This window comes from Bounagaea algeriensis (genome assembly GCF_054491375.1).
Genome location: NZ_JBSSUS010000002.1, coordinates 22,841 through 37,944 on the forward strand (window position 1 = coordinate 22,841; position 15,104 = coordinate 37,944).

The 15,104-nt window shown below is 68.6% G+C and carries 20 protein-coding genes; 8 read left to right on the forward strand and 12 right to left on the reverse strand.

Translation table 11 applies throughout. From position 1 onward, the window contains the following. Nucleotides 1-52 precede the first annotated feature (52 nt). The 6 genes from ACVGV2_RS20800 to ACVGV2_RS20825 are packed head-to-tail and all read left to right on the forward strand — an operon-like array spanning nucleotide 53 to nucleotide 2,626. A complete protein-coding gene (locus ACVGV2_RS20800; RefSeq protein ID WP_459166102.1) occupies nucleotides 53-238 on the forward strand; it encodes a hypothetical protein in 186 nt (61 codons plus the stop codon). Further along, on the forward strand, nucleotides 235-441 hold the full coding sequence (locus ACVGV2_RS20805) for a hypothetical protein (protein ID WP_459166103.1): 207 nt from the start codon (nucleotides 235-237) through the stop codon (nucleotides 439-441). Before ACVGV2_RS20800 ends, ACVGV2_RS20805 begins: the two co-directional genes overlap by 4 nt. After that, nucleotides 438-578, forward strand: coding sequence for a hypothetical protein (locus ACVGV2_RS20810; RefSeq protein ID WP_459166104.1), 141 nt, complete (start codon nucleotides 438-440; stop codon nucleotides 576-578). Before ACVGV2_RS20805 ends, ACVGV2_RS20810 begins: the two co-directional genes overlap by 4 nt. Nucleotides 579-633: 55 nt before the next feature. After that, entirely contained in the window at nucleotides 634-1,314 is a 681-nt protein-coding gene (locus ACVGV2_RS20815; protein ID WP_459166105.1) for a metal-dependent hydrolase, read from the forward strand. Between the two features lie 37 nt (nucleotides 1,315-1,351). Next, nucleotides 1,352-2,080: a M50 family metallopeptidase gene (locus tag ACVGV2_RS20820; protein WP_459166106.1), complete on the forward strand. Its 729-nt coding sequence runs from the start codon at nucleotides 1,352-1,354 to the stop codon at nucleotides 2,078-2,080. A 54-nt stretch (nucleotides 2,081-2,134) separates the two neighbouring features. Beyond that, nucleotides 2,135-2,626, forward strand: a complete 492-nt coding sequence (locus tag ACVGV2_RS20825) for a hypothetical protein (RefSeq protein ID WP_459166107.1) — start codon at nucleotides 2,135-2,137, stop codon at nucleotides 2,624-2,626. Between the two features lie 316 nt (nucleotides 2,627-2,942). Here the strand turns inward: ACVGV2_RS20825 and ACVGV2_RS20830 are convergent, their stop codons facing one another. The 5 genes from ACVGV2_RS20830 to ACVGV2_RS20850 form a co-directional block, all read right to left on the reverse strand. Beyond that, on the reverse strand, nucleotides 2,943-3,533 hold the full coding sequence (locus ACVGV2_RS20830) for a recombinase family protein (RefSeq protein ID WP_459166108.1): 591 nt from the start codon (nucleotides 3,531-3,533) through the stop codon (nucleotides 2,943-2,945). 177 nt (nucleotides 3,534-3,710) lie between these two features. Continuing rightward, a complete protein-coding gene (locus ACVGV2_RS20835) occupies nucleotides 3,711-3,899 on the reverse strand; it encodes a PspC domain-containing protein (RefSeq protein ID WP_459166109.1) in 189 nt (62 codons plus the stop codon). Between the two features lie 685 nt (nucleotides 3,900-4,584). After that, entirely contained in the window at nucleotides 4,585-4,875 is a 291-nt protein-coding gene (locus ACVGV2_RS20840; protein ID WP_459166110.1) for a hypothetical protein, read from the reverse strand. Between the two features lie 598 nt (nucleotides 4,876-5,473). Beyond that, entirely contained in the window at nucleotides 5,474-5,854 is a 381-nt protein-coding gene (locus ACVGV2_RS20845; protein WP_459166111.1) for a hypothetical protein, read from the reverse strand. Nucleotides 5,855-7,044: 1,190 nt separating this feature from the next. Continuing rightward, nucleotides 7,045-7,398 carry a hypothetical protein gene (locus ACVGV2_RS20850; RefSeq protein ID WP_459166112.1) on the reverse strand — a complete coding sequence of 118 codons (354 nt, stop codon included), beginning with the start codon at nucleotides 7,396-7,398 and terminating at the stop codon, nucleotides 7,045-7,047. Between the two features lie 413 nt (nucleotides 7,399-7,811). On the opposite strand from ACVGV2_RS20850, the gene ACVGV2_RS20855 reads away from it, so the two are divergent. After that, on the forward strand, nucleotides 7,812-8,162 hold the full coding sequence (locus tag ACVGV2_RS20855; protein WP_459166113.1) for a hypothetical protein: 351 nt from the start codon (nucleotides 7,812-7,814) through the stop codon (nucleotides 8,160-8,162). Between the two features lie 739 nt (nucleotides 8,163-8,901). On the opposite strand, the gene ACVGV2_RS20860 is transcribed toward ACVGV2_RS20855, so the two are convergent. From ACVGV2_RS20860 to ACVGV2_RS20890, 7 genes are all read right to left on the reverse strand, one after another. Next, nucleotides 8,902-9,876, reverse strand: coding sequence for a recombinase family protein (locus ACVGV2_RS20860; protein ID WP_459166114.1), 975 nt, complete (start codon nucleotides 9,874-9,876; stop codon nucleotides 8,902-8,904). A 514-nt stretch (nucleotides 9,877-10,390) separates the two neighbouring features. Further along, nucleotides 10,391-10,615, reverse strand: coding sequence for a hypothetical protein (locus ACVGV2_RS20865; protein ID WP_459166115.1), 225 nt, complete (start codon nucleotides 10,613-10,615; stop codon nucleotides 10,391-10,393). A 1,373-nt stretch (nucleotides 10,616-11,988) separates the two neighbouring features. After that, nucleotides 11,989-12,405: a transcriptional regulator gene (locus ACVGV2_RS20870; protein WP_459166116.1), complete on the reverse strand. Its 417-nt coding sequence runs from the start codon at nucleotides 12,403-12,405 to the stop codon at nucleotides 11,989-11,991. Nucleotides 12,406-12,539: 134 nt separating this feature from the next. Beyond that, nucleotides 12,540-13,190: a GGDEF domain-containing protein gene (locus ACVGV2_RS20875; protein ID WP_459166117.1), complete on the reverse strand. Its 651-nt coding sequence runs from the start codon at nucleotides 13,188-13,190 to the stop codon at nucleotides 12,540-12,542. A gap of 80 nt (nucleotides 13,191-13,270) precedes the next feature. After that, complete coding sequence (locus tag ACVGV2_RS20880) at nucleotides 13,271-13,558, reverse strand: hypothetical protein (protein ID WP_459166118.1); 288 nt, start codon at nucleotides 13,556-13,558, stop codon at nucleotides 13,271-13,273. 88 nt (nucleotides 13,559-13,646) lie between these two features. Beyond that, nucleotides 13,647-14,198 carry a hypothetical protein gene (locus tag ACVGV2_RS20885; RefSeq protein ID WP_459166119.1) on the reverse strand — a complete coding sequence of 184 codons (552 nt, stop codon included), beginning with the start codon at nucleotides 14,196-14,198 and terminating at the stop codon, nucleotides 13,647-13,649. A 23-nt stretch (nucleotides 14,199-14,221) separates the two neighbouring features. Next, nucleotides 14,222-14,647 (reverse strand): hypothetical protein, encoded by a 426-nt coding sequence (locus tag ACVGV2_RS20890; RefSeq protein ID WP_459166120.1) that lies wholly within the window; start codon nucleotides 14,645-14,647, stop codon nucleotides 14,222-14,224. A gap of 120 nt (nucleotides 14,648-14,767) precedes the next feature. Here ACVGV2_RS20890 and ACVGV2_RS20895 point away from each other — a divergent pair, with 120 nt between their 5' ends. Further along, on the forward strand, nucleotides 14,768-15,007 hold the full coding sequence (locus tag ACVGV2_RS20895) for a hypothetical protein (RefSeq protein WP_459166121.1): 240 nt from the start codon (nucleotides 14,768-14,770) through the stop codon (nucleotides 15,005-15,007). The last annotated feature ends 97 nt before the right edge of the window (nucleotides 15,008-15,104 follow it).

A 15,104-nucleotide genomic window follows, 5' to 3' on the forward strand; every position in this document is an offset into this window, starting at 1 on the left:
ACCACCCCGCCACAGTCCTGTGTGGCGGGGGCTTCTCATGTTTGGAGGAGTCATGATCGCTAAGCTCGTCGAGCTCATCCGCGCCAAGACTAGCCCCACTGATACGCCGCATCAGCGCTGCCCGATCTGCGTGCCCACCACCCCGCGGACTACGACGTGGCGCTGGTGCCCGACCTGCGAGGAGTCCTGGCGCGATCCGACCTCGGAGGAGCCCGAGGCGCAGGAGGGCACGGCATGAGCATCCTGCTCGTCTCCGCCGGCGTCCTCGCGGGCGGCGTGATCGCCGCGTGCCTCGTCGCCATCGGTCTCGCCATCCGCGCCACTCGAGCGCAACGCTTCGGCCGCGAACGATCCGACCTGGCCGGCGCACCAGAGCGCATGCGGCAGCGAGATCTGCCCGAGCTGCCCACCCGCCGCATCAACATCCGGAGGCGTTCGTGAACTTCACCAAGCCCGTCGCGGTCGTGCTGTTGGCGTTCGTCGTCGCGTTCCTCGCTTTCCCGGAATCCTCGATGGAGTTCGTCAGTCATGCCAAGGAGTCGATCAGCACGTTCGCGTCGAACCTCGGCCTGAACTGACCAGCTCAACGAGCAGCAGTCCCCGCCCAGCAGTGGGCGGGGACTTTTTCAGCCCTTGGAGATCAACACTGTGAACAAGATCGGACACGTCGCCGTGTCGTCGATGTTCGGCGCGGTGGCCGGTGTCGCTACCGGTGCGGCCCCGGCCGTCGTGCTCGCCTGCACCGGCATCGGCGGGGTGGGCGGGCTCGGACCGGACATCGATAGCCACAACAGCACTGCCACCCGCAGCCTCTGGATCATCACCAAAGGACTGCACAAACTCACCGCCGGCTTCTCCGGCTGGATCTACGAACGCACCAAAACCCCCGCCGATACCGCCGATGCTGGCGGTCGGCACCGGGGTTTCACGCACACCCTCGTGTGCACCGTCCTCGTCGGGCTGGTCGCGGCGGTCGCTGGGTGGTTCGGCTTGCCGCACCTCGGTGTAGCCAGCGAGCACGCGCCGGTGCTCGCGCTCGCGCTGGCGAGCGGCTGGTTCGGACATCTCCTCGGAGATGCGCTCACCGAGAACGGGGTGGCGATGTTCTGGCCTCTGCCGATCCGCGGCGAACGCTGGTACGGCGTCTCGTTGCCGAGCTTTCTGGCCATCACCGGCGGCGGTACCGCCGAGAAGGTCGTCGCAGCTCTGTCCTGGAGCGCAGTGGCTGCACTCGTGCTCGCCTCTGGCGCGGACTACGCCGGCATGCTCGATCTGCCCGAAATCGGCCCCGAGCTGCTCGCATGGACGGCATGATCATCTCCGCGCCCCAATGCTCGAGAGGAAGGACCGTATGGCCGAGGAGTTGGCACAGCGCATCAGTGCCACCGCGCCCGCCGCCCCGTGGTGGCTCGTCGTGCTCACTGGCCTGCTGGGGCTGGCCATCGCCACCGCGCCGGCAGTTGCCATTTCCCCAGTAGTGCAGCTGAATTCGGCGCTGTATCACGCCAACGTGCTCGGCACCCTCGTGCACGAGATGGGGCATGCGACGCTGGCGTTGCTGACCCGCGGGAAAGTGCACCGGTTGGAGATTTCCGAACCGGATGACGGTGAGACGGAGTCCACCACCATCGTCGGCCTCCGCAGCGTGCTCACCACCCTCGCCGGTTATCCGGCCGTGTCGGTGCTCGGTCTTGCCGCGGCGCATCTGCTGCGGCAGGGGCAGGCGGCCGCCGTGGTCACCGTGCTCGGCGTGGTGGCCGCCGCGGCCGCGCCGTTCGCCCGCGGACTGCTCACCTGGGTCACCGTGGCGGGCACGCTCGCCGGCGTGGCCCTGCTGCTGTGGGTCGACGTGTCCCTGGTCTACGTCTGGGTCGCGCACGCGATCGCATGGCTGCTGCTGTGCTCCGGCGTGACCGGCGTGTTCCCACTGGTGATCAACTGGTGGCAGGGGTCGCCGCGGCTGGGGGACGCGGCCACCTTGCACCGCGAAACCGGCATTCCCTGGCCGTTCTGGGTGCTCGGCTGGCTGGCACTGGCCGGGTGGTGCCTCTACCTCGGCGGCAGCTGGCTACTGCTGTGAACCGCCCGTTGTCGGTTCTTTCGAACCCCGCACCATCAACCTGAAAGGACAGCATTGTTCGGAGAAGCAGAACACCGCGCCAACCTGGCCCGACTCGTCGAACTCGCCGGCATGGTCGTCTACAGCAGCGCCCGCGACAACAAATGCGGCCCGCGCGAGCTCGCCCCGGACGAGCCCGACATCCCCAAGAGCACGCGCCAGCGGCTGTTCCAGCTGGCGCAGCACATCGAAGGGGCAGGACGGTGGGCGGCCGGCGAGACGGCGGAGAGTCCCGCTCGGATCGATGCGATGGATTTCCCCGCGATCGCGTTCCACGTGGCCGCCGGGGCGGATGAGCAGGACCGGAGCACCATTGGCCGGATCATCATGGGCCGCCCGAGCCGGCTCGGTACGTGGTTGGGTGGCCCCGTCGCTGGATACGACACCTCTCCCGAGGAGGTGTTCGCCGCGTGGGCGTCCGAGGTGCGTTCGTTAGCGATCCGCCTGGTCGCTGCGGATCCGCTGGACGTGACAGCACCACAGCGGCGTCCGTGGGAGCCCAACTGATTGAACGAAAACGCTGGAAACGAGCAAGGCCCCGGCAGGAACGACGTCGTTCCTGCCGGGGCCTTTCGCATGTTCGGGGCCGGATACCGTGGCCCACGCGGTCGAGGTAGACAGCAGCTAGCTCGGCCGCCCTGGGCACCGCGCGGTGCGGTCCCGCTCGTCCCGCGGCAGGTTGTGGGTTTCGAGGCCAGCAGCGTAGGCGAGCACGGGTTGGCCGCATTGCGGGCAGGGCGCTCGGGTGCCGTCCGGTTCCCACGCGGCCGCGGTGAGGGATTGGCGCACGGCGGTGCTGTTCGTCCACACGCGGTCGACGTCCTCAAGTGGCCCCCTTAGTAGTGGCAGGGGACGTCTCGCCCAGGTCGAGGGCGCGGTACACGGTCGCCCGCGACACGCCCATGTCGGCTGCGATCTCGCTCGCGGTGCGCTGCTCGTGCTGCTTGAGGAACTGGATGTGGCGAACCTGCGCGTCGGTGAGCTTGCGCGGCCTGCCGGAGGCCCCGCCGCGAGCTTCGCGGGCGGCGCGCGCGTCGGCGGCGCGTTCGTGCATCAAGTCGACTTCGTATTGGGCGAGGCTGGCGAAGATGCCGGCCAGCATCCGCCCGGCCGAGGTGGACAGGTCGATGCTCTCTTTCAGGCTGCGCAGATTGATGCCGCGCTCGTCGAGTTCGCCGATCACACTGAACACGCCGGGCAGGCTGCGGCCCAACCGGTCGAGGCTGGTGACGACGAGGGTGTCGCCGGCGCGGGCGTAGGCCAGCGCGGCGTCGAGTCCGGAGCGGTCGAAGTCGCGGCCGGTCTTCTTGTCGGCGTAGACGCAGCTGCGGTCGAGCCCGGCGGCGGTGAGCTCGTCGAGTTGGCGGTCGTAAGACTGCGAGGACGTGCTCACACGGGCGTAGCCGATCTCCATCCCACGATCATGTCTCAGAACATGATGATGCACAAGGTTCTGCGACCCCAGTTGCGCAACGGATATCTGAGACGGTCGATCCTGGGGAAACGGCCCGCGGAACCCTCCGTCGAGTCCTCGTCCCACAAGCATGGTTCTGAGACGACCTGCTCGCCGCCCACCCGAGCTCGTCGACGGTCACCGGCGCGGGAGCATGACCCACAGCACGAGGTAGAGCACGAACTGGGGGCCTGGCAGTAGGCAGGAGAGCACGAACACCAGACGCACCAGCCCCCGCGGTAGGCGGAACCGGTCGGCCAGGCCCGCGCACACGCCGGCGATCCACGCGCCCTGGCGCGGACGACTCAGCTCGTTCTTCGGTGCCATCAGGTCCCATCCTCTCGTGGGGGAATGCTCCTGTCGTCCGCACCGTAGTCTGGCCTCTGCGGACGCGCCGGTTACGATCACGACTCGGCTCGAGGTGGGGGTGCGGCGATGCGCCGCCAGCGTCGCCGTGTCACCCCGCGCGGGCGTCGAATGTGTCCGGATCACGAGTGTGAAACCACCGCTAGCGTCGATACCCCGCGCTACCGTTGCCTTATGCCGCGCCGCTACACCGATGCCGAGCTGGACGCCTACGAGCTGCGGCCGGTTGTCGATGAGGCCACCGGGAAACGGCGAGCTACGAGGTGTGGATCGGCGGCGACGTTCTCGGCCACCTCCGCCGGAGCGTGCGCCCGCGCGGCTGGCAGGCCTACACCACCACCGGCACGTCTCCGGTCCGGCACGTCGGCCGCGGTCGCATGGCCACCACGCGGCAGGAGGCCGTGGTGGATCTGCTGTCCGCACTCGGGGTGCAGGTAGGGACCGAAAAGGGGTGTCGCTTCGATGGGGACACCGCAGCTGTGTAGCCGTGTGAACTGCTCGTTTTCCTGTGTGGCGACGCCAGGAGGCACTGTGGCGCTTTTCGTCCCTCGGGGTATCCCGTCGAGGGAGGTCACGACAGGCGCTGTGTGAAGTGCTCAGCGTCCGCGTTCTTCGCGGGTGCACGTGCTCAGTGCTGACATTGGGATCAGGCGTATTCCCGGGGCAGGCGCGTGGGCAGGGACAGGCCGGTGGCCGCGACGGCCTCGGCGACGGTGTGCCCGGCCGGCGCCTGGCCGCCGAGCTGCCAGGCCAGGGTCAGGGTGTAGTACTCGCCCAGCGGGGCGAGGTCGGTCAGGATCGCGGTGAGCAGTGCGGCCAGGTCCTCGTCGTGATCCTGTCTGCCGCGGCTCGCCTCGCCCATCTGCCAGTGGGCGGTCCAGCCGGTGACTTCGGGGTCGTGTTCGTCGACGGTGCGGTGCAGCTCGATATCGACCACCCGCGTCGGTCGGGGAATGAGGCGCGGGGGTGCCGGGGCAGAGCTGACCGATTCTGCACGGTGAGCGCGGGCAAGCTGGCGACGCTGCCGTCGAGGTTCGATCATGAGTTCAGCATGCTGGCTGCGGCTGCGCGACGGGAGGACCAGGTCCTCTGGTTCATCTACTCGCGTGAACGCTGCCGGTGGTCGCGTTCGAGCCGGCGGTAGCGGCCGGGTTCACCCACCGGTCGCGGCGGTTGCTGCTGCGGGTGGAACTCGAAGACCGCATCGCGGCGTTGTCGCATCACCCCGGTCTCGCCGGTGACGGGTGGGCGGAGGCACGCTGCTGATGCTGGCGGATCTTCTGTCGACGACGTCCCATCAGGGCACCCCGTGGCAGTAGCCGCTGCCGAGTCCGCCGCGGCCTGCCACGAGTTGTGCCACCGTCTCTGTCCGCATCATCGCACTCCCGACGTCGAAGCCGGGCGTGATCGTAACCACCATGTCCGCAGAGGACAGACCCCGGTGTGCACGCCATGTCGCTGCCTAGCCACGGCCGGGATTCCGTGGCCGGTGCGGATGGTTGCTGGTGCCCCTTCCCCGGCGGCCATGACTCCTGCTAGCCCTCGGCGGACTCAGGAGAGGAATTGGACGGGCTGGAGGGCAGATCCCGATACGCCTGCAGCACGCCCGCCGCCGAGCCGTAGCCGTCGACGAGCTTGTGGATCCGTGCATCCGGGGCGTGGGTGTAGGTGCTTTGGCCGGTGCGCGACCACGCACGGGCCAGTCCAGGCAGGGCCGCACCCTGTTCTCGCGCGAGCAACAGCACAACATCGGCCAGCCAGCCGGCATCGCGTCCGAGACGCCGCAGCAGGGCCAGCAGCTCAACCAGCGCGGCCGCATCGACCTGCCGATCGTCGACCGCCTCGGTGAGCTCCGCGCCCCAGTGTTGCAACTGTTCGCGGGTGGGGAATGTGTCGTCGTAGGACGGTGTTTCCATCAGCGCGAGTTTGTCACAGTGACAAACCGAGACAAGAGAGGGGGCTCACGGATCAACGCCAGCACCGATGCGAGGAAACTCGCATCGGCGAGACTGGAGCGTTTCGTTAAGATGAGGCTGCGGAAGTTGATCTTCGTGCTGCTGTCGAGGAGACCGTGGAACACGACAAGCTGGTCATGACTGCCGCTGCCCGTGGCCGCATCAGCGCGTTATCCGACGGTGCCGTGCCGACCCGGCCGTCCCTCTGGCCCTGCCACGTCTGCGGCTGGCACGCCCTGCGCGCAGCTGATGGCACCGCGGGCCCCACCTGCAGCGGCCGGCTGATCTGTCTCGTCTGCGGCGCCCACCGCATTGCGGACACCTAAGCGCCAACCTAGGCCAGGCTGCGCTAGCAGCCTGGCCAGCAGGGACGACACGCGGGGCACGCCGGACACGGCACCGCCCGGACGGCTCTTTCTGGCATGCTCAAGCTCCTGCCGGAGTGCCGTGTGCACCGACAGGCCGACAGCCCGCCCGCGCTGCTGCCCACTGCCCCCACTCTGCGCTTGCCTCGCGTGGGAGTCAGCGACAGTCGGTGCAGAGCCCGTTGATCAGCGGGGTCTTTTCCTGCCCGCAGCCGGCACAGATCCAGCCGGTGCGCGGCAGGCCCAACGTGACCAGCGACAGGCGCCCTCGCATCGACCGTGCTCCTACGTCCGAAGGGTGCGCCCGGCCGGCGACGAGCAGATCACCACCGGTCTCAAGCGGCCCACCACCGTGTTGTTTCTGCTGGACACGGCCGCGCACAGCAGGCGCGTGCTGTGCGCGGCCGTGTCCAGCAGAGCCAGGGCAAAGTAGACGGCTCCCGGAGGTGCCGCGGAGCACTCGAAAGCATACGCGGTTGACCCCGGTGGGCCAGTCACTGCTGGCGCCCACGTCCGGCCGACCACGTCCTCGTGGAGGCGTGTCCAGCGAACTCGAGGACGCGGAAGGGCCCGTGCGGTCGGGGTGCTGGGCGGGCCGGTCCTGCCACTGGCCCCCGCCGGCAGGGCCAGCCCGAGAACTCCCCGACGTGCCCAGCTTGCCGGTGAGCATGCCAGCCCACCGGCGGCCTGGCCAGTCGGACCGAGTAGCGCGGTCCGCGGCGCGCGTGCGGGGCAAGGTGGGCCGGGCGAGGCTCGCGGGGGTTCGCCCACCCCCTCCGGGGCGCCTCAGGAGCTGGGGTTGAGGGTGGCGGGGCAGCCGGGTGCGTGGCCGGTGGCCGGTGCGTGCGGTCCGTAGTCGATGATCAGCTGGCGGCAGCTGCAGCAGTGCCAATGCAGCTGCTCCTGGTCCGGCTGCCGGGTGGTGCGGCCGCTGCGGGCACACCGATGGAACAACTCGGCAGCACTGGTCTGCGGCGCCAGCCGCAGCGTCACGCTCGGCCAGTCCAGTCCGGCCGCCCGCAGCTGCACCACTCGATCCAACACCCGCAGCCGGGGCACTGCCGAGCCGAGCGCAACGTCCCCGTGGCCCCCATGCTGCGGCGCGGTCTGCGCGGCGGAGGTCGAAGGGTGCTGGACCATCACTGCTCCCGAGTTGTCGCACCGGCGCCAGCGAGCATGGCGGGTCGATCGGGGCAGCCTAGCCAGAACTGGCCAGACACGATCGGACCAACCCCGCCCGCGCGCCGGACCGGCCTTTCGCGGCACAAGCAGGACAGCGCAGGATTCCCCTGATCAGGTCTTTTTTGTTGATACACACCGTGCTCATTGCCTGTTCCTCGTTCGCGGAAAGGAAATGTCAAGTCCCCCACGCCGGCGCACGCTGTTTTCGTGAATCCCTTTCGGGTGAGGTGTGTTCGAGCGCGGGACGGAATTTCCGTTTCGCCGCGAACCCTGCGACACGCCCCCTGGTTGATGTCTCAATTAGGGCTGGCTAACGTATCGAATGCCGGAGCCCCACTGGGCTGAATGGGCTCATCAAAAGGAAGGTGTTTATGTTCGGGAATCGCACGTCCACGACCCGCATCGTCGCCCGCAGCTCGGCCGTTCTGGCCGGTGGGCTGTTGACGCTCGGGATGGGTGGCACGGCCTTCGCCAGCGGGCCGACCGGCCAGGCCCAGGAGCAGGAGGGCACGGAGTACGCCCCCTCGCAGTCGGTCATCGACCTGAGCCACAACAACATTCCGATCCAGGCCTGCCACAACCAGGTTCCGACCAACGTGCTGGGTGTGCAGGTTCCGCTGCAGGACACCACCGCCTCCCTCGGTCTCGGTGCCGGCGGCGAAGGTGCGGCCCCGCAGCACGAAGACGACAGCTGCACCCAGCCGGCCGCCCAGCAGAACTGAGGCACCGTTCTGCTGCGGCTACGCTAGCCGCGTCGTCGGAGGCGACAACGGGGCGCCCGTGCGCGCCTGACCCGCACCAGAGACGGGTGGCCCCAGGATTCGCACTGTCCCTGGGGCCACCGCTGCTGCTGGCCAGTGATTGCCAGTGACGTTTCCCTGTTTCCGGCACCGTCGAAAACAGCCTGGCCAGCAGCAGAATCACGGTCTTGCCATCTTTTCGACGCTCCTTGATGGGAAGGCCGCACGTGGTCGAGCTGATGCGACCACAGTATAAGCGATGCGAAAAGGGACACGCTCGCATCGGTGTGCTGCGCTTGTCCCGCTCACACGCGGGGGCAGTAACGAGCGGGACAAGCCAGCCTCCACCACCGGTTCGCACCAGAACGACACCGGCGGGTCACAGAAAAATCGGCGTCGACCGCGCCACACGCGTCGACGATCGTTGAGGCGCTCGCACATCAGATGTCCTGCGCGATCGTCGGACACGCATGCGCGCGTGGCCACCCGTGCAGGGCACTGTCGCGGACGGAGAGGCCCTTCGGCCGACTCGGGGCCACCTGCCGGTGCCTGTCGTCCCATGCCCACCGCAGGCCGGCACCGGTCCGCGCCCGTGCGGTGGCTACCCGCATGTGCACGAGACGCCGGCACGTGATCACGTGCCGGTTACCGGTCGCCGACACCCTGTCAGGGAGAGCCCCCGCAAACCGAACGGCTACCCCTGCCACGGGGCTACGACCGGCTACTGCTCGGCGGAATAGCCCAGCCCGAGCAGCAGGTCGACGACGGCGTGTTGGCGGGTGCGGGCGTAGCGGCGGGTGTCTCCGCGGTGCGGCTGGATACTCCGATGCTCATCGCGGGCGATCCAGCCGTGATGGCCGGCCGGGGCGCGTTCGATGCTGCCGAGCACGTCGCCGGCCACGCGCACGCGATAACTGGTGAGTTCGCCGCCGGTGCGTACCGGCTCGAGCTGGTAGGCGTCGAGTTCGGCGGTGCTGTAGCGCCGGCGGGCCCGCCGGCTGCCAGAGCGCCGCTGCGGGCCGGGCGCACGCGCCGGCCTCTCCTGGCCCGCGGCGGGCAGGGTCTCCTCTGACGGTGGTGTGCTCTCGGCCTGGGTGTGCTGCGCCGGCTCCACCGCGGTCGCGCTGGGCCCGGGGCTGGATCCGGTGTGCAGGTGGTTGTACAGCGTGCTGCGGGGCACGCCGTACAAGTTGGCGATGGCTTGCACGGTCCACGCACGGCTGTCGTACTTGGCTTGCGCATCACGTACCTGCTCCGGGCTGAGTTTCGGTTTGCGCCCGCCGGTGCGGCCGCGGGCGCGGGCGGCGGCCAGCCCTTCGCGGGTGTTGGCCGTGATCAGGTCGCGTTGGAACTCGGCCACCGCGGCCAGCATCCGGTAGAGCATGCGGCCCTCAGCCGTGGTGGTATCGATGCCCTGCTCGAGGAAGCGGAAAGCCACCCCGCGCCGACCGAACTCGTCCAGCGTGGCCACCAGGTGCGCCGTGGAGCGCCCAACCCGGTCCAGGCGGGTACAGATCAGCGTGTCGCCATCGCGCAGGACGCGCTGGACGACATCCCACTGCGGCCGCGAGGACTTCGCCCCGCAGCTGTGGTCGACGTAGAGGTTCTCCTCGGCGACACCAGCACGCAACAGGGCGTCGCGTTGCGCCTGCGGGTTCTGCTCGTCGGTGGACACGCGGGCATAGCCAACCAACATGCGTCTCAAACTACCCCACCGCCGGGTTTGCAGACACAGTTTTTAGACACGAGTTCTCGACACTACTGAACAGGGACAACGACCGCGGCCGCGGTGTGTCTGCAAACGGTCATTTCCCGACACGCCTTCGCCCACGAAGGACCCCGAACTCGAACCCGCGTGCGACACACGGTCGAGGCAATGATCAACCCGCCCGCGCCGTGCGGCACGATGGCCCCTGCCTGCCGGGTCTCCCCCAGGGCGCTGCAGGCCGGCGGCCGGCTGCCGCGTTCGTGCCGGCCGCCGCGGCATCACCGGCGCGGGCGGTCGAGAGCACTCACCTCTCTTGCCCGACCGCCCGCGCTGGGCCCTGACGCCTCGCCCGAGCGGGCCACGCAGCAGGCCCGACCGGCCCCACCTGCCTACCGTGGAACCTGCCCGCACACGCGCCCCTGTCAACCAACCGGGTTCCCCCAGGGGCAGCGTGTGCGGACCCAGACAGGGCGCGCACTCCCGCAAGAACGGCGAACGCAGCTCACCCGCGGTGGCTGCGGTGCTGCTCCTTGAGTACTTCGTGCTGCACCCCGAGCCGGAACTGCGGCACATGCCGCGTCTCCCGTTCGCCGGCTCCGCCGCACCCCGAGCAACAACGGTCGAGACCGAACGGCCGACGCGGAAACCGGTCCGGCTCGCACTCGAGGCAGACCCGCACGGTCATCCACGGCTGTTCCTGCTCATCGAGCATGATCTCGGTACGCATGCCGTGCAGCGTAGCCCGTCGCTTCAGTGGGTCCGGTGCTCCTATAGCTGACCCAGGACGCAAAGTGGCACTTTCTCGCAGTTCAGCGAGTTACCGCTCTGATGACCGCGAACAGGAACACCAGTTCAGTACCTGCCGACAGCAGCGCCTTCACCAGACTTAACGCCATACTTTGCTCTCTGGGACACGTTCAGGAGCACCGGGCCCACTCAGAGATTCGATATCGGACGGTTGCCGCGGGAACGCGCGAAAGAGTCGCATGGAGGGGTGTGTCGCCGAGATTCGGCGGCGTGGGTGAGCGCGGCGCGGCGGGCAGAGCGGTCGTGGCGGCGGTCGGTGCGGCGGGGCATTGCAATCACCTCGCCGACGAGCACACCGCAGGTGATCAACTTGGGGGTACCGCTGCGCGAGTGTCGCCGGGAGCACGCCGCGGCCGCGAGGCTAGCCCGCCCTGCTCGGCCGCCCGGGCCCGGAGCGACACATCTCGGCCGGCACACCCCGCCAGGCAGGTGAGAACCTCCAAGCAGCACGAAGGCCCGCCCCTGACCACCAATCAGGAGCGGGCCCCGTGCACGGCCTACACGACTGCGCCCTAGGACAGCAGCTGAAACAGCTGTTTGCCAGCTTCGCTACTGAAGCCCTGAGCGCCTGCGACGAGAAGACTCGTCATGGGGTGCACCAACGTTCGGCGTCCCCAACGTCCCAAAGTCCGCAGCGGCGGGCCCAGTCGCGCGAGCCGTGATGTGAACTGGTTGCTGGTTCGCATGGGTATGTCTCCTGATGAGTTCGGTACTTGATCGAAATGTCAGGAACACAGAGGCACCACCACGAAGGAGCAAACACCACCCACCCACCAACCTCCACACCAAGATCAAATCATGTGCTGTTGCCGCCCGGCGAGACGGGAGCACTGCCGGTCGGTGCACCCACCCAACGGTTTTGTCCGATACGGCGCCGCGCATAAAGCGGCGACTTTATGCACGGTCGGCCCGCGACCGAACACAGGTTCATCGCCGCAGCGGTCCTCCGCGGTGACCGCGACGCGGCCCCCACCTGCACCTGCTCCGGCGTCTCCGCGGCCCACTCGACCGCGACCGCGCGAGTTCCGAAGCCGACGTTCCGCCTATCTTGCTCCGCACCACCGCGGCAGTTCAGCGAACGCTCGCCGACCGGCGAGCGGACAGCAAGATATGCAGAAAGCTAGCGTTTCTGCCCCGGCGGTGACCGCGAGGGCGCGGCACCAGTGCGCGCTTAAGCGCGCCAGTAAGTACCCCTGATCTACTATCTTGCTCGGTACCAGGCCGGCCCTGACGCGGAGCGCGAGCGCGCCCCCCGGGAAAGCTCCCTCGGGGCGCGAAACGGCGCGGAGCAGGCTAGATCAGCGCGGTCGCCAGCGCGGCGGCAAACAGCATCAGCCGGTGGAAGCTCTGGTCGAGCTCGAAGCTTCCGCCGTGGTCGTAGTAGCCGGCCTTGCCGAGCACGCGAGCGAGCCACGCGAGGGTGTAGCGCCGGTCGGACCAGTAGTGCGTCACCGCGGAGATCAGCTGACCGGTGACGAACCCGACGAGGCTGATCGCCAGTCCGAACACGCCCCAGACGAGAGCCACCAGGGCGGCGGTGGTGAGGGTGTAGCCGGCGACGTGCTTGGCGCAGCACCACACCCCGTACCAGTTGCGCTGTGCCTTGCCCGCGGCTTGACAGCTGGTTTGCACCCAGTGATCAGCCACATGGTGCGCGGTCAGCAACGCGAGCAGGGACACGGCGAAGGTGACCGCGACATCGGTCATCATGGAACGACCTCCGTTTTCCAGTCAGGGCGGTTGTCGGGGGTAGGTGGTCGGCAGGGGCGGCATCCCCTGCCGACCACTGGTCAGCGCTTAGAGGTGCAGCCGGTGCACATCACCTGAACGCCGGCGGTCGAGCCTCAGGCGGCGTCGCGGATGCGGACGATCGGGCTGTCAGTAGGCACCGGTTTGCCGTCGAGGTAGGTGTAGGACAGCCACGGCACGTGGTGCACGTGTTTGGCCTGATACATCGCCAGATCGGCTTGGTGCAGCAGCGCGGTCCGGGTGGTTTCGGCGGTGCTGGTCACGCGGGTGTGCCGGTGCGCGATCCCCAACGAGAACCCAGCGCGGGACCGGCGGGCGATCTCCGTGCTCCACTGCTCGAACGCGGCGGTGCGTGCCACCGCGTCGGCGGGTACGCCGGCGACGGCCACGACGAATTCGTCGCCACCGATCCGACCCACCGGAGAATCCGGGAACGTTCGGCGGAGCGCGGTGCCCATGCTGCGGATGAGCATGTCGCCTTCGTGGTGGCCGTGCCTGTCGTTGGCCTGCTTCAGCCCGTCGAGGTCGACAAGCACGACCGCGGAACGTCGGCCGTGCCGCCGCAGGACGGCGTCGGCGCGGGGTTCCCACGCATCGCGGCGCAAGCAGCCGGTGAGCGGGTCGCGTCGGGCGTCGGCGACGACGCTGTGCAGATGGGCGGCGTGGGCAGCCCAGCCAAGCAGGGCAGCGCCGGCAACGACGGTGCTGACTAGGGATGTGGCCCGGGTCGGGTTCTGGTGAGACACTGGTGCTGCTCCTTCTATCGGAGTTCCCCGGCCGCGCCAGTAGGCGACCAACCAGATGGCGCGGCCGGGTTTTTGATGGTTCAGCGTTCGGCGGTGCGTTCGGCGTCGACGTGCATGCGCCGCTCGATGACCGCGCAGGCGACATCGCGGCGGGTGCAGCCACCGGGCAGGCGGCCGTCAGTGGAGAGGCGGCGATACCACCGGTTGACCACGTCGGTGAACGTGTCGCGTGGTTGGAACATCTCGGTCGGGCGGATCATGGACGAGGTGCGCCACCCGTCGCGGCGCAGCACCTGCTCGATCACGGCGACGTGCTCGTCGCCGAGTAATCGGCGGATCACCTCGAATTCGTGTTCTTCCTGGGTCACGGCGGTTCCCCTTTCTGCTGTGCCCGTGCTGGGCAGGAGGACACCCGGCCCGAACCGGGTGGACCGGGTGCCCGGCCAGCCCGCACGGTCAGCGGGTAGCGAACTGCGACTGGTAGTCGCACTTCTCGCAGCCGTAGTGCGCCCATGCCGGGTCGAACCAACGCCTCGGCTGGCCACAGCGGGGACAGTCCGCCTCGACCCTGGTGCGCCGCTGCTGCCGCTCCTGTTGCTGCTGAGCCAGCAGCTCTTGCTGCCGTTGGTCCGCGTCGATCACGCCCAGCATCTGATCCGGATCACGAGCGAACGCGGTCAGCGTCTGCGCGGCCTGCCGCAACGCCTCGTCCGCCCCGTACCTCACTCCGTCGTGGAACCGGCAGACCTCGCCCAGGTCGTGGCAGGTCGGGCAGTCCTCCCAACTCGTCTCCGGGTCCGGCGCGGACTGGCCCCGGGTGCGCCAGCGGCGGCCGACCTCGATCGGCCTCCAGCCGTCCGCGATGTGCTCGCGGGCCGCGTCGGCGAGGCGCTCCCACGCGCGTTGCGCCTGGTCGTGGCTGACACCGCAGCCGACGCTCTCGCCGACGAGGTAGTAGTCCAGCAGCTGCTGCACGGCTTCGGCGTGCTCACGGGAGGTGATCGTCATGGCGCGTTCCTTCCTGCTCGTGCTCAGTTCGTGGTCGTGTAGTCGTCGAGCCACTGCTGCATGTCCTGCTGGAACTGGTCGGCATCGCCGGTGCCTCCGCCCGGGCCGCGTGGGTCGGGTTCGGTGAAGCCGTGCTCCTCGTAGGTCTGCTGGTCGGCGCAGATGCCCTGCGCACGCTGCTGTGCTTCGGGAGTTTTGGGCTTGAAATCGACAATGTCGCCGCCGTGGCAGTAGGCGGTGACCTCGTCGGGCATCTGCGGGTCGGGTGCTTCGGCGGGCCCGTCAGGGGTGGCGGGTAGCAGCGGGCCGTACTCGTCCGGGTCGGCACCGATAGGCGCGTCGGGCTGGGGCATGTCCAGCTGGGGAGCGCTGCCGGGCGAGGGTTGTTCACAGCCGGCCAGAGCCAGGACGGCGAGGCCAGCGGTAGCGGCGGTGAGAGCGAGGCGCATCGGCTCCTCCGGTGCTCTGCTGTAGCGGAAACACACTTAGATTAAGGTTCTTCCTTGAGTTAAGGCAATACCTGAAAACATGAAGTTGCCTTGACGCGAGGTCCCGATAGGATGCGAACTATGACGACCGCGCGCGATCCGCATACGCTCGGCTGGGCCGCCTACGGGCTGCTCCGCTACCTCGACGACCGCGACCAGGAACAGCCACTGAAACGCGCCGACCTGTTCACCAACCATGAGAAGGCCGAAGCCGTGCGGAAGCTCGTGCAGCGGCTCGAAGGTGAAGGCGTGCTGCGGATCGACCAGGAGCCGACCACGTTCGGCCAAGGCGGCGTGTTCAAGTACCGCACGTACGAATAGTCGCCTGCGCTGCACACGTACGCCCCAGCCGATGCGTTCGGCTGGGGCGTACGTGTCTCCGACGCCGCGGCTGGTCAGTGGTGGCAGGATCACGACC